This is a genomic window from Streptomyces sp. NBC_00057 (assembly GCF_045041165.1).
Classification (GTDB): Bacteria; Actinomycetota; Actinomycetes; order Streptomycetales; family Streptomycetaceae; genus Streptomyces.
In genome coordinates this window covers 7,151,475-7,176,496 of record NZ_CP108256.1, presented here as the reverse complement: position 1 = coordinate 7,176,496, position 25,022 = coordinate 7,151,475, and the positions used below count along the sequence as shown (strand labels likewise).

22 protein-coding genes and 4 pseudogenes are annotated in these 25,022 nt (G+C 70.0%); 9 read left to right on the top strand and 17 right to left on the bottom strand.

The window, feature by feature from the left end; genetic code table 11:
* Positions 1 to 19: 19 nt before the first annotated feature.
* From OG953_RS33760 to OG953_RS33750, 3 genes are all read right to left on the bottom strand, one after another.
* Positions 20 to 643 (bottom strand): TetR/AcrR family transcriptional regulator, encoded by a 624-nt coding sequence (locus tag OG953_RS33760; protein ID WP_405689024.1) that lies wholly within the window; start codon positions 641 to 643, stop codon positions 20 to 22.
* A gap of 82 nt (positions 644 to 725) precedes the next feature.
* Positions 726 to 1,016: a YiaA/YiaB family inner membrane protein gene (locus OG953_RS33755; RefSeq protein ID WP_405689023.1), complete on the bottom strand. Its 291-nt coding sequence runs from the start codon at positions 1,014 to 1,016 to the stop codon at positions 726 to 728.
* A 91-nt stretch (positions 1,017 to 1,107) separates the two neighbouring features.
* On the bottom strand, positions 1,108 to 2,259 hold the full coding sequence (locus OG953_RS33750) for an acyl-CoA dehydrogenase family protein (protein WP_405689022.1): 1,152 nt from the start codon (positions 2,257 to 2,259) through the stop codon (positions 1,108 to 1,110).
* A 65-nt stretch (positions 2,260 to 2,324) separates the two neighbouring features.
* On the opposite strand from OG953_RS33750, the gene OG953_RS33745 reads away from it, so the two are divergent.
* Both OG953_RS33745 and OG953_RS33740 read left to right on the top strand, forming a co-directional pair.
* The gene (locus tag OG953_RS33745; RefSeq protein WP_405689021.1) at positions 2,325 to 2,999 is read left to right on the top strand and encodes a TetR/AcrR family transcriptional regulator; all 675 of its coding nucleotides are present in this window, start codon (positions 2,325 to 2,327) and stop codon (positions 2,997 to 2,999) included.
* Positions 3,000 to 3,017: 18 nt separating this feature from the next.
* A pseudogene (locus tag OG953_RS33740) lies at positions 3,018 to 3,137 on the top strand (polyphosphate kinase 2); the annotation flags it as partial.
* Positions 3,138 to 3,141: 4 nt separating this feature from the next.
* Here the strand turns inward: OG953_RS33740 and OG953_RS33735 are convergent.
* Genes OG953_RS33735 through OG953_RS33720 form a run of 4 tightly spaced genes read right to left on the bottom strand, consistent with a single transcriptional unit; the run spans position 3,142 to position 7,709 of the window.
* Complete coding sequence (locus OG953_RS33735) at positions 3,142 to 4,224, bottom strand: Zn-dependent alcohol dehydrogenase (protein WP_405689020.1); 1,083 nt, start codon at positions 4,222 to 4,224, stop codon at positions 3,142 to 3,144.
* 51 nt (positions 4,225 to 4,275) lie between these two features.
* A complete protein-coding gene (locus OG953_RS33730; protein WP_405689019.1) occupies positions 4,276 to 5,664 on the bottom strand; it encodes an aldehyde dehydrogenase family protein in 1,389 nt (462 codons plus the stop codon).
* A gap of 18 nt (positions 5,665 to 5,682) precedes the next feature.
* Positions 5,683 to 7,104 carry a zinc ribbon domain-containing protein gene (locus OG953_RS33725; RefSeq protein ID WP_405689017.1) on the bottom strand — a complete coding sequence of 474 codons (1,422 nt, stop codon included), beginning with the start codon at positions 7,102 to 7,104 and terminating at the stop codon, positions 5,683 to 5,685.
* On the bottom strand, positions 7,101 to 7,709 hold the full coding sequence (locus OG953_RS33720) for an IS607 family transposase (RefSeq protein ID WP_405689015.1): 609 nt from the start codon (positions 7,707 to 7,709) through the stop codon (positions 7,101 to 7,103). The genes OG953_RS33725 and OG953_RS33720 overlap by 4 nt, the downstream gene beginning before the upstream one ends.
* 327 nt (positions 7,710 to 8,036) lie before the next feature.
* Between OG953_RS33720 and OG953_RS33715 the strand changes: the two are divergent.
* Positions 8,037 to 8,477: pseudogene (locus OG953_RS33715) on the top strand (transposase); the annotation flags it as partial.
* A gap of 27 nt (positions 8,478 to 8,504) precedes the next feature.
* Here OG953_RS33715 and OG953_RS33710 read toward each other — a convergent pair.
* Positions 8,505 to 9,167: a M15 family metallopeptidase gene (locus tag OG953_RS33710; protein WP_405689013.1), complete on the bottom strand. Its 663-nt coding sequence runs from the start codon at positions 9,165 to 9,167 to the stop codon at positions 8,505 to 8,507.
* Between the two features lie 318 nt (positions 9,168 to 9,485).
* Here OG953_RS33710 and OG953_RS33705 point away from each other — a divergent pair, with 318 nt between their 5' ends.
* A complete protein-coding gene (locus OG953_RS33705; protein WP_405689012.1) occupies positions 9,486 to 9,704 on the top strand; it encodes a hypothetical protein in 219 nt (72 codons plus the stop codon).
* Positions 9,705 to 9,727: 23 nt separating this feature from the next.
* Here the strand turns inward: OG953_RS33705 and OG953_RS33700 are convergent, their stop codons facing one another.
* The 8 genes and pseudogenes from OG953_RS33700 to OG953_RS33665 all read right to left on the bottom strand — a co-directional run bounded on the left by OG953_RS33700 (position 9,728) and on the right by OG953_RS33665 (position 18,830).
* On the bottom strand, positions 9,728 to 11,614 hold the full coding sequence (locus OG953_RS33700; protein WP_405689011.1) for an ABC transporter ATP-binding protein: 1,887 nt from the start codon (positions 11,612 to 11,614) through the stop codon (positions 9,728 to 9,730).
* 39 nt (positions 11,615 to 11,653) lie between these two features.
* Positions 11,654 to 11,767: pseudogene (locus OG953_RS33695) on the bottom strand (sugar ABC transporter ATP-binding protein); the annotation flags it as partial.
* Between the two features lie 83 nt (positions 11,768 to 11,850).
* Positions 11,851 to 13,284: a CitMHS family transporter gene (locus OG953_RS33690; RefSeq protein WP_405689009.1), complete on the bottom strand. Its 1,434-nt coding sequence runs from the start codon at positions 13,282 to 13,284 to the stop codon at positions 11,851 to 11,853.
* A gap of 222 nt (positions 13,285 to 13,506) precedes the next feature.
* Positions 13,507 to 13,908 (bottom strand): annotated as a pseudogene (locus tag OG953_RS33685) (molybdopterin oxidoreductase family protein); the annotation flags it as partial.
* A gap of 33 nt (positions 13,909 to 13,941) precedes the next feature.
* Positions 13,942 to 14,562, bottom strand: coding sequence for a TetR family transcriptional regulator (locus tag OG953_RS33680; protein ID WP_405689008.1), 621 nt, complete (start codon positions 14,560 to 14,562; stop codon positions 13,942 to 13,944).
* Between the two features lie 49 nt (positions 14,563 to 14,611).
* On the bottom strand, positions 14,612 to 15,895 hold the full coding sequence (locus OG953_RS33675) for a hypothetical protein (RefSeq protein ID WP_405689007.1): 1,284 nt from the start codon (positions 15,893 to 15,895) through the stop codon (positions 14,612 to 14,614).
* A complete protein-coding gene (locus tag OG953_RS33670) occupies positions 15,892 to 16,740 on the bottom strand; it encodes a hypothetical protein (RefSeq protein ID WP_405689006.1) in 849 nt (282 codons plus the stop codon). Before OG953_RS33670 ends, OG953_RS33675 begins: the two co-directional genes overlap by 4 nt.
* A complete protein-coding gene (locus OG953_RS33665; RefSeq protein ID WP_405689005.1) occupies positions 16,737 to 18,830 on the bottom strand; it encodes a right-handed parallel beta-helix repeat-containing protein in 2,094 nt (697 codons plus the stop codon). Before OG953_RS33665 ends, OG953_RS33670 begins: the two co-directional genes overlap by 4 nt.
* A gap of 121 nt (positions 18,831 to 18,951) precedes the next feature.
* Here OG953_RS33665 and hmgA point away from each other — a divergent pair, with 121 nt between their 5' ends.
* From hmgA to OG953_RS33650, 3 genes are all read left to right on the top strand, one after another.
* Positions 18,952 to 20,280, top strand: a complete 1,329-nt coding sequence (gene hmgA, locus OG953_RS33660) for a homogentisate 1,2-dioxygenase (RefSeq protein WP_405689004.1) — start codon at positions 18,952 to 18,954, stop codon at positions 20,278 to 20,280.
* 92 nt (positions 20,281 to 20,372) lie between these two features.
* Positions 20,373 to 21,131 carry a GntR family transcriptional regulator gene (locus tag OG953_RS33655; RefSeq protein ID WP_405692211.1) on the top strand — a complete coding sequence of 253 codons (759 nt, stop codon included), beginning with the start codon at positions 20,373 to 20,375 and terminating at the stop codon, positions 21,129 to 21,131.
* A gap of 62 nt (positions 21,132 to 21,193) precedes the next feature.
* Positions 21,194 to 22,420, top strand: a complete 1,227-nt coding sequence (locus tag OG953_RS33650) for a type ISP restriction/modification enzyme (RefSeq protein ID WP_405689003.1) — start codon at positions 21,194 to 21,196, stop codon at positions 22,418 to 22,420.
* 22 nt (positions 22,421 to 22,442) lie between these two features.
* Here OG953_RS33650 and OG953_RS33645 read toward each other — a convergent pair whose 3' ends face one another.
* On the bottom strand, positions 22,443 to 23,150 hold the full coding sequence (locus tag OG953_RS33645) for a TetR/AcrR family transcriptional regulator (protein ID WP_405689002.1): 708 nt from the start codon (positions 23,148 to 23,150) through the stop codon (positions 22,443 to 22,445).
* 64 nt (positions 23,151 to 23,214) lie between these two features.
* Between OG953_RS33645 and OG953_RS33640 the strand changes: the two genes are divergently transcribed.
* Both OG953_RS33640 and OG953_RS33635 read left to right on the top strand, forming a co-directional pair.
* Entirely contained in the window at positions 23,215 to 24,192 is a 978-nt protein-coding gene (locus tag OG953_RS33640) for an ATP-binding cassette domain-containing protein (protein WP_405689001.1), read from the top strand.
* 71 nt (positions 24,193 to 24,263) lie between these two features.
* A complete protein-coding gene (locus OG953_RS33635) occupies positions 24,264 to 25,016 on the top strand; it encodes an ABC transporter permease (protein WP_405692208.1) in 753 nt (250 codons plus the stop codon).
* The last annotated feature ends 6 nt before the right edge of the window (positions 25,017 to 25,022 follow it).

Here is a 25,022-nt window from a genome sequence, read left to right as displayed (position 1 = left end):
ACTGCGTGGCCCGCCACCGCTACCGCTTGCCGGCGACCATGCGCAGCACGAGGTCGGCGTACAGCTCGCCGACCTCGTGCGGCGTCCGGCTGCCCTGCGCGTTGAACCAGCGCGCCACGTCGATGCAGAGCGAGAGCACCGCGAGCGTGGTGCCCGGGATGTCGGGGACGTCGAATTCCCCGGCCTGCACGCCCTCGCTGATGATCCGGCGCACCACCGCGTCGCTCTTGCGGCGCAGCTCGACGATCTCGGTGCGGTGCTCCTCACCGAGAGCGTCCAGTTCGTACTGGACGACGCGGGCCGTGGTGTGCCGTTCGGCGTGCCAGCGGACGAAGGACCGTACAGCCTCGGCCAGCCGCTCGGCGGCCGTGCCCCCGCCGTCGGCGGCTGCCTCCAGGACGAACAGGGCGCGGTCGTGACCGATCCTGCTGATCCGGTGGAGCAGCTCTTCCTTCGTCTTGTAGTGGATGTAGAGCGCGGCGGGGCTCATCCCCGCCCGGCCGGCGATGTCGCGGGTGGTGGTGGCGTGGTACCCGCGCTCGGCGAAGGCTTCGACGGCGGCGACGAGGAGCCGCCTGGCCGCCTCGGGCGTCACCTCGGCCCACGGCGCACTGTCGCCGTCGGTCTCCTCCGCCGTGCTCATCGTCACTCGCCCCTCTCGTCAGCAGGACGAACACCATACCCCGAACCTGAGCAAGCGCTTAGGGTCCGTCCGGGCGGGATCGTCAGCGCTCCCGGAAGGGGTCGTGCTCCGCGAGGATCTTCTCCAGCCGGGCCTGGTCGACCCGGCTGACGATCTGCCCCGCTTCCTGACGGTCACGGATGACCTTGGCCAGGGTGAAGCAGGAGGTGACGAGGTAGAGGACGCCGATCGCAAGGAATCCGCGGACCCAGGCGTCGGCGTCCAGGAAGTAGATACCGAGGGTCACCGCGGCCATCGCCACCCCGAAGGACGCGACGGCCTGGCTGTAGAAGGCCGAGGTGCTCTGCTGCTTGACCGATGCTGTGTCACTCATGCCGCCCAGCATCGGCCGGCGTGCTGTGCGCCACATCCGTCCCCGTACTCAGTCCGGTACTCAGACTCCCGTTCGATCGGTGGCGAAGGGGTCAGAAGGCGGAGACCCCCGTCAGCGCGCGGCCGATGATGAGCTTCTGGATCTGACTGGTGCCCTCGTACAGCGTCATCACACGGGCGTCGCGCAGCAGCCTGCCGACCGGGTACTCGTCGATGCAGCCGTAGCCGCCGAAGACCTGGAGGGCGTTGTTGGCGGCGCGGACGGCGGCCTCGGAGGCGAAGAGCTTCGCCGTGGAGGCGGCGGTGGCGAAGTCCTCGCCGCGGTCGATGAGGTCGGCCACCCGCCAGGTCAGCAGCCGGGCGGCGTCGACGTCGACGGCGATGTCGCTGATGAGTTCCTGGACGAGCTGGTAGCTCGCGATGGACTTGCCGAACTGCTCGCGCTCGCCCGCGTAACCCACGGCGGCGTCGAGGGCGGCCTGCGCGATACCGACACAGCCGGCCGCGACCGACATCCGCCCCTTGGCCAGGGCGGACATCGCGATGGAGAAGCCCTTGCCCTCCGGGCCCATGAGCGTCGAGGCGGGCACGCGGACGTCATCCAGGACCACCTCGGCGGTGGCCTGGCCGCGCAGGCCGAGCTTGCCGTGGATGGTGCGGCGGCCGAGGCCGGGGGTGTCGGTGGGGACCAGGAAGGCGGATATGCCCTTGTGACCCGGGGTGTCGTTGGTGCGGGCGAAGAGCAGCACCACATCGGCCCAGGTTCCGTTGGTGATGAACATCTTGCTGCCGTTGATGACATACGAGTCGCCGTCCCGGACGGCCTTCGTCGTCAGGTTCCCGGCGTCCGAGCCGGTGCCGGGCTCGGTGAGGCCGAAGCAGCCGATCGCCTCGCCCGCGGCGAGCTTCGGCAGCCAGTGCCGCTTCTGCGCCTCGTCACCCCAGGCCGCGATCGTCTTGGCGACCAGGCCGAGGGATACGGAGACGATGCCGCGGACCGAGGAGTCGCCGCGGCCGAGCTCCTCGGTGACCAGGCAGTACGCGAGGTGGTCGCCGCCCGAGCCGCCGTACTCCTCGGGGACGGTGAGGCCGAGAAAGCCGACGGAGCCCAGCTTCTTCACGATCGACTTGTCGACGTTCTCGACTCGGTCCCACTCCACGGCATGGGGTGCGATCTCGCGGGCGACGAAGTCCTTGGCGAGCTGCCGGACGGCTTCCTGCTCCTCACTGAGCTCCAGATTCATCCTTCGACTCCCCACTTTTAATTAGCACTGCTAGTTTTTCGCTTGCAGGCCCTACTATGTGCCGCATGGCCCGACCGCGCAAGCCCCTCCTCAGCAGAGACCGCATCGTCGAGACGGCGAGCGCACTCGTGGACTCCGAGGGGCTCGACGCCGTCTCCACCCGCCGGCTCGCAGCCGAACTCGGGGTCAGCGGACCCTCGCTCTACAACCACTTCCGCAACAAGGACGAGATCCTGGACGCGGTCGCGGACGCCGTGTCCGCCCAGGTCGATCTGTCGATGTTCGACGAGTCGGACACCCGCGACTGGCGCGCCGCCCTGCACGACTGGGCCGTCTCCTATCGTGCGGCGCTCACCGAGCACCCGCACATCGTTCCGGTACTCGCCCAGGGCCCGGGACGCCGCCCCGCCGGTCTGCGGGTGGCCGACGCGGTCTTCGGCGCGATGGTCAGGGCCGGCTGGCCGCCCGCCCAGGCGACGTACATCGGGGCCCTGATGCGCTACTTCATCACCGGCTCGGCCCTCGGTTCGTTCGCCCGCGGCTTCGTCGACGACGAGACGGCGTACGACCCCGCGGACTATCCGCACCTCGGCCAGGCCCATCTACTGGCCGACCGCCGCCAGAAGGTCGACGAGGGCGCGTTCGAGACCGGACTGCGAGCGCTGGTCGACGGCCTTTCCCTCCAGTACGAGCAACTGGCGTCCGCCGGGACTGTTCGGCCGGCACCGAAGCGTTCCTGACGCATCCTGGAACACATGGACGTGGCAGGCGAGCCGGACCCGCTGATCGTCGGCCCGGCCTCCCAGCTCTTCGAGCGCGGCGAGATGGAGGCCCGGCTGCTCGCCACGGGGCGGGCGGAGGGCGGGCCGACGACGTAACGGACTACTGGAACACCACGAGTGCCCGTCCGCCCTTGCCCGCGATCATGTTGTCGAAGGCCGCCGGGATGCCGTCCAGCGCGATCCGTTCGGTCACCATCATGGAGAGGTCGAACCTGCTCGCCAAAATGTGCTCGGCGAGGACCGGCAGGTCGCGGGCCGGGTCGCTGTTCCCGTACACACATCCCGTCAGCGAGCGGCCCCAGTGGAAGATCTCCAGGGCGTTGAAGGACACCAGTTGGTCCTTGCCGCCGATGCCGACGACCGTGGTGCGGCCGCCGCGGCGAGTGGAGTCCCAGGCGCCCCGGATGCTGGCGGGCCGTCCGACGCACTCGATCGCGACGTCGGCACCCTGGCCGCCCGTGAGCCCCCGGACCGCGCGCGGGGTGATGTCGGAGGCGATCACGTAGTCGGTGGCGCCTGCCCGCCGGGCCAGTTCCTCTTTCTCGGGGGACACCTCGACGGCGATGATTTTCGAGGCGCCCGCGATCCGGGCGGACTGGAGCACGGCGAGGCCGACACCGCCGATGCCGAACACGACTACGGACTCGCCGGGGCGGACCCGGGCGCTGTGGTGGACCGCGCCGTATCCGGTGAGGACAGCGCAGCCGAGCAGGGCGGCGTCGGTGAGCGGGATGCCGTCGGGGGCGGGCAGGACGCAGTTCGCGGCGACGACGGTCTCCTGCGCGAACGCCGCCACATTGAGGCCGGGGTGGAGTTCGGTGCCGTCGGCGGTACGGGCATGGATACCGGCCGCACCGGACAGCGCATGGGCGCAGAGCCAGACCTCGCCGATCCCACAGTGGTGACAACTGCCGCAGTAAGGAGCCCAGTTGAGAACGACACCGTCGCCGGGCGCGACATGGGTGACGCCCTCGCCGACCGCGACGACGGTGCCCGCACCCTCATGGCCGAGGACGGCGGGGACGGGCACCCGCATGGTGCCGTTGGACAGGGAGAGGTCGGAGTGGCAGACGCCGGCGGCGGCGAGACGGACTCGCACCCGGCCGGGGCCGGGCTCCGGGAGTTCGATGTCGGTGATCTCCAGGGGAGCTCCGACGGCAGGCAGTACGGCGGCGCGGACCACGAACAGGCTCCTTGACGGTCGGCAGCGGGGATCGGGGCAGGGGCGGAAAGGTCAGAACTGCAGCGACTTCGTCTGGAGGTACTCGGCGAGCCCGTGCGAACCGAGCTCGCGGCCGACGCCGGACTGCTTGTAACCGCCGAACGGGGCGAGCGGGTTGAACCGGCCCCCGTTGATGTCGACCTGCCCGGTGTCCATCCGGCGGGCGAAGGCCACCGCCTCGGCGTCGTCGCCCGCCCAGACCGCTCCCGCGAGCCCGTACACGGTGCCGTTGGCGATGCGCAGGGCGTCGTCCTCGTCCTCGTAACGGATGATCGAGACGACCGGGCCGAAGATCTCCTCCTGGGCGATGGTCATCTCCGGGGTGACGTCGGCGAACACGGTGGGGCTGACGAAGTACCCCTGCTCGCACGGGGCTTCGGGGCCGCCCGCGACGAGGCGCGCACCCTCCGCCACACCCTTCTCGATGTATCCGCGCACCCGTGCGTGCTGCTTGGCGTTGACGAGGGGGCCGATGCGGTCGCCGTACTTGGTGGCGGCTTCGGCGGCGAGCGCCACCGCCTCGTCGTACTGGGAGGTGTGCACGAGCATGCGGGTCCAGGCGCTGCACGTCTGGCCGGAGTTGCCCATGACGTTCGCGATGCCGACGCCGACGGCCTTGGCGAGGTCCGCGCTCGGCAGGATGACATTGGCGGACTTGCCGCCCAGTTCGAGGGCGACGCGCTTGACGGCCGCGCCGGCCGTGGCGCCGATCTGCTTGCCGACGGCGGTGGAGCCGGTGAAGGAGACCAGGTCGACGCCCCCGTGCTCGGCCAGCGCCTGTCCCGCGACCGGGCCGAGGCCGGTGACCAGGTTGAACACGCCTGCGGGGATGCCCGCTTCATGGACGGCCTCGGCGAAGAGCTGGGCGGTCAGCGGGGTGTCCTCGGCAGGCTTGAGGACCACCGTGCAGCCCGCCGCGAGCGCGGGGGCGACCTTGGCGACGATCTGGTGCAGCGGGTAGTTCCATGGCGTGATCGCGCCGACGACGCCGACCGGCTCGGCGTACACGGTGGAGTTGCCGACCTTCTCCTCGAAGGCGTACGAGGCGGCGAGCTCGGCGTACGAACCGGCCACCAGGATCGGCACGCCCGCGTGCACCGCCTGCGAGAACGGCAGCGGGGCGCCGAGTTCGGCGGTGACCGTCTCCGCGATCTCGTCCTTGCGGGCGACGAGGACGTCGCGCAGGGCGGCGATCTTCGCGGCGCGCTCGGCGGGCGGGGTCGCGGCCCACACGGGCAAGGCCTCACGCGCGGCGGACACGGCGGCGTCGACGTCCTCGGCGGTGCCTGCCGGGACATGGGCGATGACCTGCTCGTCCGCCGGATCGACCACCGCGATCAGGTCCGTGCCTGCGGCGGCCCGCCACTCGCCGCCGATGTACATCCCGTCGTGGGCCTTCATCGCATTCCTGCTTCCTACTTATTGCTCGTTGTTGAGCATTCGGATATTTCGCTCTCCGCACGAGCACAGTTGTGCTGACGTGCTGGAGTCCTGGTCCATCGGCAGTCGGGACCGTTGGCGGTCGGTACGTTCCTGCAAGAGCTGTTTCACCCGCGTGTGCGGGGTGAACAGGGTGATGTCGGGATCACCGTCTCTGTGCAGGATGTTGACCGCTCCGGCGTGGTCGGCTTGCCACACAGCCCCGCACTCGGTGCAGTGAAGCCGGTCCCCTTTGCGGACACCAAGGATGTTCGTAAAGGGGACGACTTGTGATGTGTAGGCAGCGTTGACCAGCCGCACCGCAGAACCTCTGCGGTCCGACACGGCATTGAGCGCTTCCGCGGTGACACCCTTGGTCCACGCGGCGAGGCGTCGGTTCGTGTTCTTCCCCAGCTTCTTGACGCCGGCGAAAGTCTTGGTGAGGTCTTCGGCCACGATCACGGCCGCCTTGTCGGCAACCGCGTGCACGGCCTTGAAAGTGAGGTCGCGGACTCGGCACTGCCACGCGGCTGAGCGCCGGTCACGCTTGAGGGCGCCGAGGTTGTTGTCACGGATACGCCGGGCTTTAGCCAGGTCGCCGCGCTGTTCGGCCTTCTCCGCGATGCTGCGGAGTCTGGCCCGTCGGGCGTTCTTGACCTTCCGGTGATCGGACTCGGAGGTCAGCAGGTCGCCGAGCCGGGTTCCGTGGTGCCGGCCGTCGGAGTCGGTGAGGACCTCGGTGTATCCCTTGTCCACGCCGATCGTGCGGGTGCCGACGGGACGTTCGGAGGACTTCATGTCCTTCGCGTCGATGGCGTAGTGCACCTCGACCCGGTTGCTGCGCAGGACAAGCCGCAGCGTGCCGGTCGGGGCAACCGTGGTGTTCAGCGGGATACGTACGAGCTGGCGGCGCTCCAGACCGGGCACGGCGAGCCAGACGTTTCCGCCCTCGGTGAGGGTGAAGGTCTGGTACTGGTCGGCGCGGACCACGATCTGGTTGTGGGTGCGGTTGCGTCCGCGTTTCCAGTGCCGGCGCATCTGCCGGGCAAGGAACGGGTCATCGGACCAGGTGTCCCGCTTCAGCAGCTTGAACAGTCGCTTCCGCTCGGCCTCTTCCCTGGTGCGCCGGTTGATCGCACGGCGGACCTCGACCTTGGCCGCTTCCCGGTTGGCGGCGATGTCGGCGACCGCGTCCCGCACGGTCTCCTTCCACGCGTTCGCCAGGACACCGAAGGTCTGCGCGGTGCCGTCGACGATCCACACATCACGGATCTGCCGGTCCGACCACGCGAGGCCGCCCACCGAGCCGAACTGCCGCCACACCAGCGAACGAACCACACCAAGCCGGCGAGCCTGCTCCTCGAGCCGGCTGTACTTCCCGTCGTTGAGGTTCTTCGAGTAGGCGACGCGAGTGACTTTCACCGGCCACCGCCGGCCAACTCGTCCTTCAGCGTCTTCTCGTAGCGTCGCAGACCATGCAGGCGGCCAGAGAAGGTGTGCACGATTGCCAACAGGTCCTGCACCATCTCTTCCTGCGGCGACAGTGACTCCTGATTCGCCACCACGATGGTGCAGCCGTTCTTCGTTGCGACGTGCTCCAAGTAGTCGAACCCGAACCGGGCCAGCCGGTCCTTGTGCGCTATCACCAGCGTGCCGACCTCGCCCCGCTCGATCGCATCCATCAGGGCGAGGAACTTCTTCCGCTGGAGGTTCATCCCTCCGCCGACCTCGCGAATCCACTGATCGACAGCGAGACCGCGGCCCCGGCAGAACTCCTCCATCGCCTGCACCTGCGAGGCCAGATCGTCCTTCTGGCCGGGCGAGGACACCCGGCAGTACACGATGGTCTGACGTGCGGATTCGTCGAAACCAGGCTGGAGCACCTGCCGCACGTCCGCATCGGTGAAGTACCGCTGACCGGACACGCGTTGCGGCGCGATACGACCCTCGCGCTCCCACCTGCGAATGGTGGAAGCGGAGCGGCCAACACGCTGCGCGAACTCGCTGATCCGGTACATGCTGCTCACCGTACGCAACTCTGCACATGAGTAGGCAAGAAACAGGCACTAGATGTCAGCTCCCGGGTTGCCGTGGCTATGGCGTAGTCGCCCACGCCCCAAACTAGCGCTGTTAGTTTTTGGGCGCCAGGGGCCATTCCCATGGCTCCCGTCACGGTGTCACGCCATGCGCCGGAAGTCCGCCCGCCCTGGCCGGCAATGCGCCAGTAACGGCCTCCTCCCCGTGCTCTGACCGGAAACGATCAACGGGCGGGTGTCAACCGGGCTCGAGTCGGTTGGATGTGACGATACGTCCGATTGACGCGAGGAGACGGGATGGCGGTGCCGGTCAGGGTCCACGGCTGCCACTCGGTCGGCGACGACACCCCGTGGGGCGTCAACCGGCGCCGCAAGGGCATCGCCCCCACCTGGGCCGCGCCCAAGTCGATCCGAGCGGCGCGTCCCGACGGCGCGCCGATCTACGTGATCCTGGACAACCTGTCCGCCCACAAGAACTGGCGCATCCTGGGCTGGGCAGCCAGAAACAAGGTCCGACTGTGCTTCACCCCGATGAACGCGTCCTGGGCGAACCCCATCGAGGCACACTTCGGGCCGCTACGGCAATTCACCCTGGCCAACTCGAACCGCCCCAACCACACACGGGAGTTGCACCGCTATCTGCGCTGGCGCAATCAGAACGCCCGGCACCCCGACGTACTGGCCGCACAACGACGTGGACGCGCCTGCATCCGCAGCGAGAAGGGCATTCGTTGGGGGCGCCCTGCCGTCGTCACCTAACCGGTCACTCCGGCAAGGTCGGCCCGGTCAGCCACGCCGGGTGATCTCCTTCGGGCCGTAGAGAGCTGCGGCTTCCCCGGTGATCAGCGCCCAGTAGCGGTCGCCAAAGGACCAGTGCCACCATTCCGTGGGGTAGTTCACCAGGCCCGCAGCCACGAGCACATCATCCAGCATCTTCCGGTTGGCACGGGCCTCCTCGCTGATGTTGACGGCGTGGGTGTAGCAGGCACCTTCGCTCTTCTCCGGGTCCGCATTCATCCGCGTGCCCAGGTCCAGCTCGTGCCCACTGGTGTCGGCCAAGGTGAGGTCGACGGCCGCGCCGGCACTGTGCGGGGCGATGTCGGGCGGGGACACATACCGGCTCGCCGCCGCACGGATCTGCTCATCGGACCATTCCGAGTGGCTGGCTCGCAGCCCGTTGGCGTACTCCTCGAAGTACTCCCGCTGAAGTGAGGGCGGCCGGTACCCCTCGACGAACAGCAGTCGCAGGCCCTGCGGAAGCATCGCCTGGGCCTTGAGTAACCGCTCCAGCACCCCCTCCCGCAGGTACGCGAAGGCGTCTGCCGGGTCCTGATTGCGTACGTCGACGAGCAACGAGCCGCCGCGGCGGACGTCCACGAGACGTTCACCGCATTCCTCAACGGGTATAACAGCGACCTGCGGGTCCGACATCAAGACGATCTCACTCATGACGCAATCATCCCGCACAGGTCAACCCGGCGACCCTTTCCGGTCACAGCACTGGCGTCAGGCACCAGCCCGCCCCATCCCGTACTTCCCCTCATAGGTCCGGGTACGGGACCGGCTCCCCCGTACCAGTCCAGGAGGAGCAATCCATGCACCTGCCCCGATCTCCCGGCGCAGATCCGCCGCGTGGGCGGCGGCCGTGCTGATCGGCCCGGCCCCCGCCTTCGCGCAGTCCGACATTGCCGTTACCGGTACAGCCGCGAAGAGGAACTGCTGTCGGGTCACCCGGAGCGGGCGGCGCGGCGGGCGGCGGGCGAGACGGTGCGTGCGCAGCGGGTCGGCGAGCGGCTGTCGGAGACCGATGCCCGCACGGTGCATGCGGCCGCGCTCGCGGCGCTGGGCCGGGAGGCGGCGGCACACGAGGAGTTCGGGCGGGCTGCGGCCCTGGCCAGGGGACTCCCCTATCCCGCAGGGGCGTTCGCGGTGGATGAGGCCGGCGGGACGGACTGGACCGCCGCCCGTACCGGATTCCCCGGCTGACCGGGCGGTCCGGGCGGCCGTTGTCAGCCGAGCTCCGCGGCCTCCGTGCCGGGGCTCTCGAACTGGGTGCGGTACAGCTCCTCGTACCGGCCGCCGGCCGCGAGGAGTTCTTCGTGGGTGCCCCGCTCCACGATCTGCCCGTTCTCCACGACAAGGATGAGGTCGGCCGCCCGTACGGTGGAGAGCCGGTGGGCGATCACGACTACCGTGCGTCCGGCGAGCGCTTCGGTGAGCGCCTCCTGGACAGCCGCCTCGGAAGTGTTGTCCAGGTGGGCGGTGGCCTCGTCGAGGATGACGACGCGCTGGCGGGCCAGGAGCAGCCGGGCGATGGTCAGCCGCTGGCGTTCGCCGCCGGAGAGGCGGTAGCCGCGTTCGCCGACGACTGTGTCGAGCCCGTCGGGCAGCGAGGCGACCAGACCGTCCAGGCGTGAGCGGCGCAGCGCGTCCCAGAGGTCCTCCTCGGTGGATTCCGGCCGGGCGAGCAGGAGGTTGGCGCGGACCGACTCGTGGAAGAGGTGGCCGTCCTGGGTGACCATGCCGAGGGTGTCGCGCAGGGTGTCGGCGGACAGGTCGCGTACGTCGATGCCGCCGATGCGTACCGAACCCTCGTCCGTGTCGTACAGGCGCGGCAGCAGTTGCGCGATGGTCGACTTGCCCGCGCCGGACGAGCCGACGAGTGCCACGGTCCGGCCGGGCTCGGCGCGGAAGGAGACCCCGCGCAGCACTTCGCTGCCGCCGCGGGTGTCGAGGGCCGCGACGTCTTCGAGCGAGGCGAGGGAGATCTTGTCGGCGGACGGGTAGCCGAAGCGTACGTCGTCGAACTCCACGGACACCGGCCCTTCCGGGACCGTCCGTGCGTCCGGCTTCTCCTCGATGAGCGGCTTGAGGTCGAGGACCTCGAAGACCCGCTCGAAGCTGACGAGGGCGCTCATCACCTCGACCCGCGCCCCGGCAAGGGCGGTGAGCGGCGCGTACAGCCGGGTCAGCAGCAGTGCCAGGGAGACGACCGCGCCCGCGTCCAGCTGCCCGCGCAGGGCGTAGAACCCGCCGAGCCCGTAGACCAGGGCGAGCGCCAGCGCGGACACGAGGGTGAGGGCGGTGATGAACACGGACTGGGCCATGGCCGTGCGCACCCCGATGTCGCGCACCCGGCCCGCTCTGGCGGCGAATTCGGCGGACTCGTCGCCGGGCCGGCCGAAGAGCTTGATCAGTGTGGCGCCGGGTGCGGAGAAGCGCTCGGTCATCCGGGTCCCCATCGCGGCGTTGTGGGCTGCGGCTTCCCGCTGGAGCCTCGCCATCCGCGTACCCATGCGGCGCGCGGGCAGCACGAACACCGGCAGCAGCACCAGTGCGAGCGCGGTGATCTGCCAGGAGATGGAGAGCATGACGCCAAGGGTGAGGAGCAGCGTCACGACATTGCTGACGACGCCGGAGAGTGTGTTGCTGAAGGCGCGCTGGGCGCCGATGACGTCGTTGTTGAGGCGGCTGACGAGCGCGCCGGTGCGGGTGCGGGTGAAGAACGCGATCGGCATGCGCTGCACATGGTCGAAGACGGCGGTGCGCAGATCGAGGATCAGCCCTTCGCCGAGGTTCGCCGAGAGCCATCGGCCGACCAGGCCGAGTGCCGCCTCCGCGACGGCGATCACGGCGATGAGCAGGGACAGCCGTGTGACGGTGCCCCCGTCGTCGCCGGTCACGATCGCGTTGACGACGCGGCCGGCGAGGACGGGGGTGGCGACCGCGAGCAGCGCCGTCGCCACGCTCAGGATCAGGAACAGGGCGACCCGGCGCCGGTGGGGACGGGCGAACGCGGCAATGCGCCGCAAGGTGGCTCGGTCGAAGGGGCGTCGGTCGGCTTGCGCGTTCATGACGTTGTGGAGCTGCGTCCACGCGGTGGCTTCCATGCTCATGGAAGGAACGTACGACCTCCAGTGGGCTTGAGGTCAACCGCCCGGATTGGTGACGGCGACCCGGTCGCCCAGCGACATCACCTCGGCCTGATCGTGCGTCACATGGACGGTGGTGACGCCTGACTCGTTGGTGAGCTGCGCTATTTCTGAGCGCGGCCCCGCCGCGAGCAGGAGCGCGCCGAGCATGACGGGGCGCAGCAGCCAGCTCCTGCCGGGCTCTTGTGTGCGGGGCACGGTCAGATGATTCCGAAGAGGAGTCCGGCGCCGAGCACCACGAGTGAGGTGAGCGCGGCCCACTTGACGGTGAACCTGGTGTGGTCGCCGAACTCGACCTTCGCCATGCCGACGAGGACATAGACGGCCGGGACCAGCGGGGACGACATGTGCAGGGGCTGTCCGACCAGGGAGGCGCGGGCGATCTCCAGCGGGGAGACACCGTGGGCGGCACCGGCCTCGGCGAGCACGGGGACAACGCCGAAGTAGAAGCCGTCGTTGGACATGAAGTACGTCAGAGGGATGCTCAGGATGCCGGTGACGATCGCCATGTGCGGGCCCATGCCGTCGGGGATCGCGCCGACGAGCCAGTCGGCCATGTGGTCGACCATGCCGGTGCCGGAGAGGACGCCGGTGAAGACGGCGGCTGCGAAGACCATGCCGGAGACATTGAGGACGTTGTCGGCGTGGGCGGCGATACGGGCCCGCTGGTCGGGCATATGGGGGAAGTTGACGGTGAGGGCGAGGGCCGCGCCGAGCAGGAAGAGCACCGGGATCGGCATCAGTTCCGTGATCATCGCGGTGAGCAGCGCGACGGTGAGGCCCGCGTTGAACCAGTAGAGCTTGGGGCGCAGGGTGGCTCGACCCGGGTCCAGGCCCTTGAAGCCGTCGTCCGCGTTCGCTTCGGCGTCTTCGGCTTCGTCGCCGTCCGCGCCCGTGCCCGCACCGCTTCCGCTTTCGCCGGAGCTCTTGCGGGTACGGTCGCTGCCGCCGCCCGCCCCGACGAGAACCGTCTCCGACTCCGTGACCGTCTCGGTGGCCAGCACCTCGTCGAGGGTGAGCGTGCCGAGCCGCTTGCGCTCGCGCCGGCCCAGCACGACGGCCAGGAGCAGGACGGCGACCAGTCCGACGCCGAGCGCGGGAATCATCGGGACGAAGATGTCGCCCGCGTCCAGCTTGAGCGCGGTGGCGGCGCGGGCGGTGGGGCCGCCCCAGGGAAGGGTGTTCATGACGCCGTTCGCCGTGGCGGCGACACCGGTCATCACGACCAGGCTCATCTTGAGGCGCTTGTAGAGCGGGTACATCGCCGAGACGGTGATCATGAAGGTGGTGGAGCCGTCACCGTCGAGCGAGACGATCGCGGCGAGCACCGCCGTACCGACCACGATCCGCATCGGGTCGGCCTTGCAGAAGCGCAGGATGCCCCGCACGATCGGGTCGAAGAGGCCGACGTCGATCATCACGCCGAAGTAGACGATGGCGAACATCAGCATCGCGGCGGTCGGGGCCAGATTGCCGACGCCCTCGATGACGTAGTCGCCGAGCTTCGCGCCCTTCCCTGCGGCGACGCAGAAAAGCGCGGGGATCAGGACCAGCGCCGCGATCGGCGACATCTTCTTCATCATGATCAGGACCAGGAAGGTCGCAATCATGGCAAAGCCGAGGATTGTCAGCATGTGGGATACCTATCGCTCACCCTTGAACTCCCGCCGGAGTCGGCGGTGCGGATGACGTTAGGGCGCGCCTCGCAGCGTTAACAAGATGTTGACATGCGAGCAATACGAGCAAAACCCCAGGTCAACGCGGTGATCACGTGATGGGCACAACCGGCGGCACCCCTGGGTCACGGCGTCCGGTGTCGCGGCGGGCGCCACCGCCACCGGGATGCCGTTGAGCACGGCGGCGCCGGAGAGCGGGAAGAGCGCACCGCCGGGGCGGTCGAGGTTGCCGGTGAGGATGTTGAGGACGTCGACGAGCCGGCCGGCGAGGGTGCCGTGCGCCACGGTGCAGCTGCCGATGCGCCCGTAGACGGCGGCGGTGGGGGCGGCGGCCGGCTCCCGGGCGATCGTACGGATGGTCGCGGCGTTCATGTCGCACGCCTCGGCGACCGCCTCGGGGGTGAACTCCCGGACTGCTTCGGCCACTTCGCCGATTCCTTCGACATGCTCGGCGAGTACGCCGGGGTCGGTGAGCTTCTCCTCGAAGAGTATGCGGGTGAGTGCGGCAAGGAGGAGGGCTTCGGTGCCGGGGCGGATGGTGACGTGCCGGTCGGCGAGGCGGGCGGTGCGGGTCGGGTCGGGTCAGGGGACGGGCCGTGGGACGAGGGCTCGCGGTCAGTCCAGGACTTGTGCGAGGTAGGCCCGGAGCAGGACACGGGTCTCGCCGACGATGGCCCGGTCGCCCGACGGGTCGGTGCGGAAGGCGAGTTGGAGGAGGGCGTCGGCGGCCTCGACGCAGACCAGGATCGTCCGGAGCAGCTCCTCGTCGGGGGAGCGGCCGAGGTGCCCGGAGAGCAGTCCGGCGAGCCTGTCGGCGACCCGGTGGTTGGCGTCACCGGCCGGGTCGTCGTCGGGGGCCGGAACGCCGAAGTCGACGAGGGCGAAGCCGGCCACGGAGCGCTTCATGGCCAGGTATTCGTCCAGGACGGCATCGATGGCGCTGCGCCAGTCGGCGGCCGGGATGGCGGCGAGGCGGGCGGTGATGCGTTCGGCGTAGCTGTCCAGGTTGCGCCGGGCGAGTGCATCGGTCAGCGCGCGCTTGTTGGAGAAGAACCGGTAGACGGAGCCGATGGGGACCTCGGCGCGGACGGCGACGGCGCGGGTGGACAGCTGCTCGTATCCGGTCTCGTCGAGGAGTTCGGCGCAGGCGTCGAGTATCCGGGCGAGGCGTTCGGCGCTGCGCTGCTGCACGGGGGCGCGGCGGAGGTTCGTGTTCGCATGGGGCACGGGATCCATGATGCCGTGGGTCTCCTCTGCGGGTGGCAGGTCGGTACCGGTGCGGCCGTCATGCGATGAGCAGGGACAGCCCGCCGATGGTGTACGTGATCATCAGGACCAGCAGCGGGAGTTGCCCCGCCACGGCGCGGCCGGGCGGGAAGAAGCGCACGGACCTGTCGTGGGCTGCGATGACGCCGAGTACGTGGCCGAGGACGATCGCGACGACCTGGAGCGTGGCGACGCCGCCCGGACCCAGGAGCGGCTCGGGCGGGACGGGATTGTCAGTGCCGGATGCCACCATGACTGTGCGCGGCCCTTCGGTGACGAAGAGTGTGAAGTAGTGGGCGATGAGATAGCCGAGGGCGATCGGGACGAGTGAGTGCGCGAAGGCGGTGAGGGGGTGGCGGAGTTGACCGGAGATCAGCCGGGTGACGCCGGCGCAGAGGGCATAGAGGGTGGCTACGAGGGCGACGGCGCCCAGGAGTCCGAGCGTGGCCGCGGTGGTGCGGCCCAGGGGTGAGGTCTGGACCGTGGCGATCCAGGAGGGGGCGTCCGAGAAGCCGTCGTAGGCGGTGGAGCCGAGCATGACGCAGACGGTGGCGACGAGTCCGGGGGTCTGCGGGGTGGCATCGAGGCCGTTGAAAGGGGAGCGGAGTACGAGGCAGCGGTCGGCGGGGCGGCGGCCGAGCGGGGAGAGCCGGGCGAGCAGCCCCGAATAGACCTCGAAGGCGTCCGCGTGGTCGAACCATCCGGCGCCGTGGCGGGCGGCGCCTGCGAGGTGGGCGGCGGCGTAGAGGGAGAGGAAGAGGAGGAGGGCGGTGGTCGATGCGGGGTCGGGGGCGACGAGTTCGAGCCAGGTGAAGGCCAGGAGCCCGGCCGCGGCGGGCCGGAGACCGAGGCGCAGGGGAAGGGGGCGGCCTGCGGCGGGATCGCGGCCGAGCGCGCGGCAGCCGAGGAGGTGGACGGTACGGAGCGGGTTCAGCAGTCGCCAGACGGGGCCGAGAAGGAGTGAGGCGGGGACGAGCCCGACCCAGAGGAGTACGTAGACGGCGCCGGGGGCCGGGTTGCGGTCCGGGTCGTCCGGACCGAGGAGGAGGTGGAGCGTGACGAACAGGGCGGCGGCCAGCCCGAGTGCGCGCACGGCGATACGGGTGGGGCGCGCATCGGCGAGGCGCTGGACGGCGGCCGGGAGCGGGCGGCCCGCCCGGTCGCCGCGGAATCGGGAGGAGGACCAGAGCAGGCCGAGCGCGAGAAAGGAGACGAAGAGCGCGGCGAAGGCCCCGGCGAAGGCGTAGAAGGGGGACAGCGGAAGGTCGTGCTGGGCGCCGATGCCATGGGCGAGGACGCTCACCGTACGACGAGTTGGGTCAGGAGCAGGTCGGACTCATGTGTCTCGACTTCGAAGAGCCCGGTGCGGTCGGCGGTGAACGTGAGGGTGACGGTCTTTCCTGCGGGCAGCCGGGCCTCCTTGTCGTAGCCGTGGACGTGGAGGGTGTCGGCGTGGTCGCTGCGGACCCGGAGTTCGATGATCCGGCCCTTCTTGATCTCGGTGCGGCCGGGGGCGGGGCTGACCTTGCCGTGGGAGACGACGATCTCAAGTGTCGTGTCGGGCCGGGGCGTTTCCGGTTGGTGCGGCGCGGGGGCGGTGGGCTGTGCGGAGGCAGTGGCGAGGGAGGTGGTGGCCTGGATCGGGGCGGAGTTCACGGCCCAGGCGGTGTGGTCGTCGGCGTAGAGGCGGGCGGTGAGGCCGGCGCCGCCGCCGGCGCTGCGGACGAGGGAGTCGGGGAGGTGGTACCAGGAGCCGTAGACCCGGGCGAGGGGGTGGCCGTCGAGGAAGAGGCGGGCGTGGCCGCGCCCGAGGAGAGCGGCGCCGCCCACGCTGTCCGGGGTGAACCGGAAGTTCTGTACGGAGAGATGGACGTTCCACCCGTCCTCGGAGTCCGGCCGCACGGCGACCGTCACCGCGGGGGCGCCCTTGGCGTCGACCTGGCGCAGCCGGTGGCCGGAGCCGTCGTCGGCGGCGAGGAGCCGGCCGACGCTGCCACTGGTCTGCTCATGGCTGGTGCCGGGTTTGTGGTGGGTGGTGGCTCGCCCACCACAGGCGCTCGCACCGAACACGAGGGCGCCTGCGGTGAGCACGGTGACGGCTGCGACGCCCGGCCGGGCGGGCCGCAGTCGCCTGCGGGAACGCTTCACGATGCATCTCCTTCCGGAGCGGCGGCCTGGGCGGGGGCCGGGGCGGCAGACGCGTCCACGCCCGCGTCCGGAGCAGGGCCCTCCTCCGAAGCTCCCCGTTCGCCGTGCCTGGCGGCGGCCACGACGGCCCACACCACCCAGATCACACCGAGCAGTCCACGGACCCAGGCCGGGCTGAGCGGTATCCACGGGATCATGAACACGGCCTTGTCGACGGCGTCGAGCAGGGTGAGCGCACCCAGGACCACCGTGGTCCAGCCCAGCCAGGGCCGTTCGCCCCGCAGCACGAGCCCGATCCCGGTCCACCACACCCCGGTCAGCAGCAGTGCCAGCGCGGGCACATAGGTGGAGGCCAGCCCCGTCGTCGATCCGGCCACATCCAGCCCGAGGCCGATCGCACCGAGCACCGTGACCGCGGTGGCGAGCCCGCTGCCGCGCAGTCTGCGCCACCACAGCACCCCGCCGACCAGCGCGAGCACCACCGCGACAGCCAGCGCCACCTGTACCTCGATGCGCTCGACGCCACGTGCTCCGTACCAGTCGCAGCCGGCCGGCAGCCGTCGCGCCTGCACGTTGTAGTCGGCGCAGACCAGCAGTTGGGCGAGTTTGACCGGTTCACCGACGAGCCGGTCGGTGCGTCCGGACACGGCGCCGCGCTCGGAGCCGCAGGTGGGCAGGGTGCGCGGGGAGGACGGCCCGGTGTCCGACTGCCAGCAGTTGCCGTCGCCCTGGCCGTCCCACCACACGTCGGTGCGGTTGGGCCGGGAGTTGCCCGCCTTGTCCGTGCCGAGGTGGTTGCCCGCGTACCGGTTGTGGTGGGAGGTGTCGGTCTGCTTGGACAGCGCGCTCTCACCGCGGATGAAGGCGGGGACCGCGGTCAGGACGAAGGCCGCGCGCTTCTGCCCGTAGATCCAGTTGTTCTCGTACAGGTTCCAGTTGCCGCCGGCGGTGATGATGCCGGAGCCCGGCGGCATGGAGATCTGCGGGCAGACGACCCCGTCCTCGTAGCCGCGGTCCACGGGCGGCTTGGCGCAGGTCCCGTCGGCGACATACGGGTAGTAGTCGGCGTTGTTGTCGTGGATCAGGTTGCGTTCGAAGCGGGCGTGGTTCTGCGGCAGTCCTGGATGGCCTGGGAAGGCGCTGTCCATCGAGGCGCCGCCCATGTTGTGGTCGAACTCGTTGTCGTGAACGTAGACGGAGTCGCCCGCGGTGCCGGAGTAGCCGACCATGTTGTGGTGGCTGCGGCAGCCGGTGATCTCGATCGAGTAGCGCGGGACCTCGTAGCCGTACCCGTCGTTGATGTCGGATGCGCTGCCGGGGTAGATGCCGGAGTCGCCGTTTCCGTACGACTCGCAGTTCTTGTACAGCCCGTGGTCGCTCGCGAAGGTCAGAAAGCCGTACTCGTCGTTCCACCGGGTGAGGACGGAGTCGATGACGAATCCGTCCTGCGCCAGGACATACAGGGAGTTGAACGTGGTGCGCTGGGCGGTGAAGTTCTTGAAGTAGATGCCGTCGGAGCCGTCCGCGCGGATCGCGTTGAGCTTCTGGTACTTGGCGTCGATGACGACATCCGTGCGCTCGGCGCCCGTCCCCTCGATCTGAAGGTTCTTCTTGCCGAGGATCGCCACCAGGTTCTGGTTGTGCGGGCACTGCGTCTGCTGCGCGTAGGACAGGATCTGGTAGCCGAGCTGGGAGTTGGGCGCCTTCAGACGAGTGCATTCCCCCGCCGGTCTGGGCAGTGAGGGCTCCTCCTCGTACAGGCCGGGCAGGATCGCGATGTTCATGCCGGGCCTGGCGACCGCGTCGACGGCCTGCTGCAGATGGCGGTAGCCGGACTTCAGGCATCGGTCGAACAGCTTCAGGTTCCGAGCCCGCAGCCCGTCGGGGAAGCCGGATATGCGGCGCTCGAAGTCCGCCCGGTCGCTCTTGCAGACCAGCAGATCCGGTTCGCCGGTGCGGTACACGGGGACGCTGCCGGTTCCGTCGGGCAGGGTGACCGGACGTTCCTCGTGCGCCTGGGCGGCCGGAGCCGCGAGGAGGGCGACGGCGAGCGCCGCCAGGACCACCAGAAGTCTTCGTGTCCACGACATGTGCGCGAGAGTAGAGCATTGTTCAACTTTTGGAACCCCCTGTGCACCACGAATGCCGTTGACGCGCCCCGATCCGATTCCTACGGTTGCCCATAGGATTTCTTCGGCACCGGGAGCGCACATGAGCGACATCGAGCAGGCGAGGAAGACCGCGGAAGGGCTTGAGCATTCCGCCGGTTTCGGCAATCAACACAGCTCGGAGGCAGTGCCGGGAGCGCTGCCGCACGGCCGCAACTCGCCTCAGCGCGCACCCCTCGGGCTCTACGCGGAGCAGCTGAGCGGCTCGGCCTTCACCGAACCGCGGGTGCACAACCGCCGTTCCTGGCTCTACCGGATCCGCCCGTCGGCCGCTCATCCCCCGTTCGTCCGTATCGACAACGGCGCAGTGCGCACTGCCCCGTTCACCGAATCCGTGCCCGACCCCAACCGGCTGCGCTGGGATCCACTCCCCGAGCCCGCGGCCGGGACGGACTTCCTGGCCGGCCTGTGGACCCTCGGCGGCAACGGCGACGCGTCGCAGCGCACCGGCATGGCCGTGCACCTCTACCACGCCAACTCGTCCATGACCGACCGGGTTTTCAGCGACTCGGACGGCGAGCTGCTGATCGTCCCGGAGCAGGGCGGCCTGCTGCTCCGTACCGAACTGGGCCTGCTGCGCGCCGAACCGGGGCACATCGCACTGATCCCACGCGGCGTCCGCTTCCGCGTGGAGCTGCTGGATGCCACCGCCCGCGGCTATGTCTGCGAGAACTACGGCCAGCCGTTCACCCTTCCCGACCTCGGCCCGATCGGCGCCAACGGCCTGGCGAACGCCAGGGACTTCCTCGCCCCCGTCGCCGCGTACGAGGACGACGACCGCCCGGTGGAGGTGATCAACAAGTTCTGCGGGAACCTCTGGTCCGCGACCTATGACCACTCGCCGCTCGATGTGGTCGCCTGGCACGGCAACCACACTCCGTACGTCTACGACCTGCACCGTTTCAATGTCATCGGCTCGATCAGCTACGACCACCCCGACCCCTCGATCTTCACGGTGCTGACCTCTCCGTCCGACACCCCCGGTCTGGCCGGCGTCGACTTCGTCGTCTTCGCGCCGCGCTGGCTGGTCGGCGAGGACACCTTCCGGCCGCCGTACTTCCACCGCAATGTGATGAGCGAGTACATGGGCCTGATCGAGGGCGCGTACGACGCGAAGACGGCCGGCAAGGGCGGCTTCGTCCCGGGCGGCGGCTCGCTGCACAACATGATGTCGGCGCACGGCCCGGACCGGGAGACCTTCGACCGCGCGAGCGAGGCGGAGCTGAAGCCGCAGAAGATCGACGACGGTCTCGCCTTCATGTTCGAGACCCGCTGGCCGGTGACGGCGACCGGGCAGGCGGCTACCGCCGACCATCTGCAGCGTGGCTACGACGACGTGTGGCAGGGTCTGAGCCGCAACTTCAGGCCGTAGGCAACGACGCCACTTCTCGGCCCCCGCGTCGTCGCGTCCGCTGTGTCGCAGTACGGAGAGACCAGGTGACCCAGGTGCCTCAGAGGCCCAAGATGCCCCAGGGGCATGCCTTCGCCCCCGATTCGCTGGTCCTGAACCGCAAACTGCCGCTGTGGTACCAGGTCTCGCAGTCGTTGCGCGCCTCGATACTGGGCCGCGCCAAGGACGCATCGGCGCGGCTGCCGACCGAGGAACAGCTCGCCGCGCACTACGGCGTCAGCGTCCTGACGATGCGCCAGGCGCTCAAGGAGCTGGAGACGGAAGGGCTGATCAGCAGGCACCGGCGGCGCGGCACCTTCATCGAGCCGCGCGCCCGCCGGGTGTCACCGGTCCGGCTGCTGGGCTCGATCGATGCGATCGTGGCCCAGCAGTCGGGCGAGCGGACCGTGGTCCTCGGCCATGGTCCGGTGGCCGTGCCGGGAGACCTCACCGAGTACTTCTCCGACTGCGCGGAGATCGTCAGCTACCGCCGGCTGCGCCGCGACGGGGAGAGCGACGAGCCCACCAACTGGGCGGAGAACGCGGTGCATCCCGAGGTCGCGGCCCGGCTCGATGTGGCCGATCTCGAACGCTGGCCGATGACCAAGGTGCTGCGCGACCGGGTCGGTGTCCGGATCGCGCGCATCACCGACACGGTCGAGGCGCGCCTCGCCGACCCGGCCACCGCCGAACTCCTCCAGGTGCCGCTGCTGAGCCCGATCCTGTTCTACACGGGCGTGACGTACGACGGGAGCGGCCGGGTGGTGGATGTGGCGCAGATCCGCTACCGGGGCGACCGGTTCTCCTTCTCGGTGACGGTGGAGGCGCACTGACGGCCCGCCCTCCGGCGCCGTTACGATGCCGGAGGCGGCGTGGCGACGGGGAGGACGACACGGTGGCAGCACGGGCGGCGGCCGGAGCCGGCGGGGACGACGGCATCCCGCTGCTCGACGACCTCATGCCATGGTCCGTACGGCCTCTGCGGACCGGGCGCTCCTGGGTGACCGCCCCGGATGCCGGTTCGCTCAAGGCCCGTTGGGAGCGGCTGGTTCGGGCGGAGGCCGCCGAACAGGAACGGCTGTTCCGGCCCACCCGTTCCCGTACCCCGCAGACCCCGGTGGCGGCACTTCCCGGACAGGCCGCCTCCACGGTCCGGTTCGCCCGCGAGACCGGACCGTGCCCCGAGCCGGTACGAATCCTGCACGGCCCTTTCGACGAACAGTGGCTGCTCCCCGATCACCGGCTGATCGATGCCGCCCGCCCCGAGCTGTGGCGGGTCTCCGACGGGCACCAGCTCTTCGCCGTCGAGCACGGTTACCTGCCCCAGGACGCCGGCCCCGCTCTCTCCGTGACGGCGCTGTTGCCGGACGGTCACTCCCCCGCCGGCCGGCCGGGCCGCATCCGGCCGCTGTACCGGCGCCCCGGCGGTCTCGAACCCAATCTGGCCCCCGGACTGCTCGCGCTGTTGCGGACCCGCCACGGGGATGCGGTCACCGATCGGTCCGTGCTGGCGTGGACACTCGCGGCGGCCCGCCCTTCCCCGGCCGGGTGCGTGGTGCCGCTGCCCGCCGACACGGAGCGCTGGTCGGCGGGGGTGGAGCTGGGGCAGGAGTTGCTGCGATTGCAGCTGCGCGGCGCCCGGGGTGGGGAGCGCCCGCGGCTGCCCGGTGGGCGGCGCCCCTATGTGCGGGCCGCGGTTCCACCCGTACCGACTGCCCTGGAGTACGACCCCGACGACGAGACGCTGACGCTGGACACGGGCCGTATCTCGCCCGTGCCGGCCGGGGCGTGGGAGTTCCGGGTGGGCGGGGTCCGGATGCTGGAGCTGTGGTTCGAGCGCCGTACGGCGGCGGCCGGAGCGGAGGACATGGACAGCCTGGAAGCGGTCAGGCCCCGGGCCTGGCCCCAGGAGTGGACCTCGGAGTTGCTGGAACTGATCACCGTGCTCGCCCTGCTCGACGGACTCCGGCCACGGCAGGAGGGCCTGGCCGACGGCCCGCAGATCACGGCCGACGATCTCCGCGCGGCAGGCGTCCTGCCGGTCCCTGCCATGGCCCGGCGGCCCGCATCGGTGCTCGACCATCAGGAGGAGGGCCCGGACGGGCAGTTCGCGCTGCTGTGAGCGGGCGACCTGGCCCCACTCCCTACCGGTCGAAGGAGTCCAGCACCCGGCGCAGCGCCCGGTCGAAGACCCCGTCCAGATCGATCGGCCCGGGGTCCTCGGCGAATCCCGCAGCCATCCGCGGATACTTCCCGGTCGCGATCTGGCTGATCAGGTAGCCGGTGCGTGCGGCGTGCTCCTGCTCCTCGGACCAGGGCAGTGACCGGCTGCGCTCCGCCGTGGCGATCTCGTTGGCCACATAGGTGGTGACCACACTGGTGACCATGGCGATGAGTTCCATCTTCTCGCCGAAGCGCGCGTCGACCCCGTCCAGGCAGCTGAGCGAGTACTCCAGATACCGCAGGGCGTTCGGACTGAAGCCGTACACGGGTGACATCAGCCGGGGCACCCAGGTGTGGCGGTGCATCATCTCGCGGGCCTGATGGGCCAGTGCGATGAGATCGGCGCGCCAGTCGCCGGACGGTTCCGGGAACTCGTACCCGCCGCTGACCGCGTCGAACATCAACTCGCACAGGTCCTCCTTGCGCGGCACGTAGTTGTAGAGCGACATCGTGCCGCAGCCGAGCTCCGCCGCGACCTTCCGCATGGACACCGCGTCGAGGCCCTCCGCATCGGCGATGCGGACGGCGGCTGCCGCGATGTCGGCGCGGCTGAAAGCGGGCTTGGGGCCGCGGCCCGCACGCTCGGGGCGCGCCCAGATCACTTCGGGTACAGCGGGTCGCCCCACCATTGATCACCACCTCTCCCACCATCGTAGTTACGTACACCGTACGTAGTGCGGTACGGTAGGCCGCATGACAACTACGTACGCTGTACTTAGTGAAGGTCTGGAGAAGCACTACGGCGACGTCCATGCGCTGCGGGGACTCGATCTCGCGGTCGCCGAAGGCACCGTCTGCGGAGTGCTGGGGCCGAACGGCGCGGGCAAGACCACCGCCGTCCGGGTCCTCACCACGTTGACGGCCCCGGACGGCGGAAGCGCCCGCGTGGCGGGCCATGACGTGGTGCGCGAGGCGGGCGCGGTGCGCGCGGCAATCGGCGTCACCGGGCAGAACGCCTCGGTCGACGGTGAGCTGTCCGGCCGGCAGAATCTGCGGCTCTTCGCCAAGCTGCTCCGGTTCCGCGGCGAGGCCGCGCGCGCCCGCGCCGACGAACTCCTGGAACGCTTCGAGCTGACGGAGGCCGCCGACCGCCCGGCCCGCACCTACTCGGGCGGCATGCGCCGCCGCCTCGACCTCGCCGCCAGTCTGCTGACCCGCCCGCGGGTGCTCTTCCTGGACGAGCCGACCACCGGACTCGACCCGCACAGCCGCAACCAGATCTGGGCGGCGGTACGGGAACTGGCCGGCCGGGGCACGACCGTCCTGCTCACCACGCAGTATCTGGAGGAGGCCGATCAGCTGGCCGACGACATCGTGCTGATCGACCAGGGCCGGGCCGCCCACCGCGGCACCCCCACCGAGCTGAAGGCCCGCATCGGCAACTACGCCGAAGTGGTCGTCTCCCATGAATCGGCGCTGGTCCCGGCGGCAGGCGTCCTCGATCAGCTCACCGGCACCGAACCGGTGCTCGACCACGAGCGCCGCACGGTGGGCGCCGTCGCGACCGACACCACGCTCACCCTCCCCCGTATCGTCCGCGAACTCGACGCGGCGGGAGTACCGGTGATCGACGCGAGCCTGCGCCCGCCGACGCTCGACGAGGTCTTCCTCCGCCTGACCGACCGCGGCGACGGCCGCACCTCCCCGCCCCTGAAGGAGACGGCAGCATGAGCAGCACAGCACTGGCCCACGAGCAGACCGTCACACCCGCCACAAGCACCCCGATCGCCGATGCCCTGGCCATGCTGGGCCGCCATCTGCAGCGGATCAAAGCAGCGCCGGGCGTAATGATCCTGACCCAGACCATGCCGATCACGATGCTGCTGTTCTTCGGGTACGTGTTCGGCAGTGCCCTGGCCATGCCGGGCCAGGAGTACCGCGCGTTCCTGGTGCCGGGCCTGCTGGCGGCGACGGCGGCCAACGGCATCATGGTCGGGATGTTCCAGGCCTCACAGGACTGCCACCGCGGGGTGATGGACCGGCTCCGTACGCTGCCGATGAGCCGCGCCGCCGTACCGTTCGGCCAGACCGCCGCCGATCTGCTGACCACGGCCATCGGCATGATTCCGCTGATCCTGGTCGGACTCGCGGTCGGCTGGCGGATCGAGGGCGGTCCGCTCGCCGCCCTGGGCGCCTTCGGGCTGCTGCTGCTCCTCCGGTTCGCCACGTCCTGGCTGGGCTGCTGGCTGGGCCTGCTGATCCGCAACGAGGAGATCGCCGGTCAGCTGGGCAGCGCCACCTTCATCCTGCCGCTGCTGTCGAGTGCGTACATCCCGACCGACAATCTGCCGCACTGGCTGCGGACGATCGCGGAGTGGAACCCGATCAGCGCCATGGCCTCGGCCACCCGCGAACTGTTCGGCAACGCGTCCCCGGCCGCCGACGCGGCCTGGCCGGTCGCCCACCCGGTGGCCGGAACGCTCGCGTGGTCGGTGGCGCTCCTCGCGGTGTTCGTGCCGCTGTCCGTACGGCGTTACGCGCGCGGCGGCGAGTGACCGCCA

Excerpts from the sequence above, each read along its gene's own strand:
- OG953_RS33760 (WP_405689024.1), bottom strand. The coding sequence starts at position 643 with ATGAGCACGGCGGAGGAGACCGACGGCGACAGTGCGCCGTGGGCCGAG.
- OG953_RS33755 (WP_405689023.1), bottom strand. The coding sequence starts at position 1,016 with ATGAGTGACACAGCATCGGTCAAGCAGCAGAGCACCTCGGCCTTCTAC.
- OG953_RS33750 (WP_405689022.1), bottom strand. The coding sequence starts at position 2,259 with ATGAATCTGGAGCTCAGTGAGGAGCAGGAAGCCGTCCGGCAGCTCGCC.
- OG953_RS33745 (WP_405689021.1), top strand. The coding sequence starts at position 2,325 with ATGGCCCGACCGCGCAAGCCCCTCCTCAGCAGAGACCGCATCGTCGAG.
- OG953_RS33730 (WP_405689019.1), bottom strand. The coding sequence starts at position 5,664 with ATGAAGGCCCACGACGGGATGTACATCGGCGGCGAGTGGCGGGCCGCC.
- OG953_RS33710 (WP_405689013.1), bottom strand. The coding sequence starts at position 9,167 with ATGAGTGAGATCGTCTTGATGTCGGACCCGCAGGTCGCTGTTATACCC.
- OG953_RS33700 (WP_405689011.1), bottom strand. The coding sequence starts at position 11,614 with ATGAGCATGGAAGCCACCGCGTGGACGCAGCTCCACAACGTCATGAAC.
- OG953_RS33690 (WP_405689009.1), bottom strand. The coding sequence starts at position 13,284 with ATGCTGACAATCCTCGGCTTTGCCATGATTGCGACCTTCCTGGTCCTG.
- OG953_RS33680 (WP_405689008.1), bottom strand. The coding sequence starts at position 14,562 with ATGGATCCCGTGCCCCATGCGAACACGAACCTCCGCCGCGCCCCCGTG.
- OG953_RS33665 (WP_405689005.1), bottom strand. The coding sequence starts at position 18,830 with ATGTCGTGGACACGAAGACTTCTGGTGGTCCTGGCGGCGCTCGCCGTC.
- hmgA (WP_405689004.1), top strand. The coding sequence starts at position 18,952 with ATGAGCGACATCGAGCAGGCGAGGAAGACCGCGGAAGGGCTTGAGCAT.
- OG953_RS33655 (WP_405692211.1), top strand. The coding sequence starts at position 20,373 with ATGCCCCAGGGGCATGCCTTCGCCCCCGATTCGCTGGTCCTGAACCGC.
- OG953_RS33645 (WP_405689002.1), bottom strand. The coding sequence starts at position 23,150 with ATGGTGGGGCGACCCGCTGTACCCGAAGTGATCTGGGCGCGCCCCGAG.
- OG953_RS33640 (WP_405689001.1), top strand. The coding sequence starts at position 23,215 with ATGACAACTACGTACGCTGTACTTAGTGAAGGTCTGGAGAAGCACTAC.
- OG953_RS33635 (WP_405692208.1), top strand. The coding sequence starts at position 24,264 with ATGCTGGGCCGCCATCTGCAGCGGATCAAAGCAGCGCCGGGCGTAATG.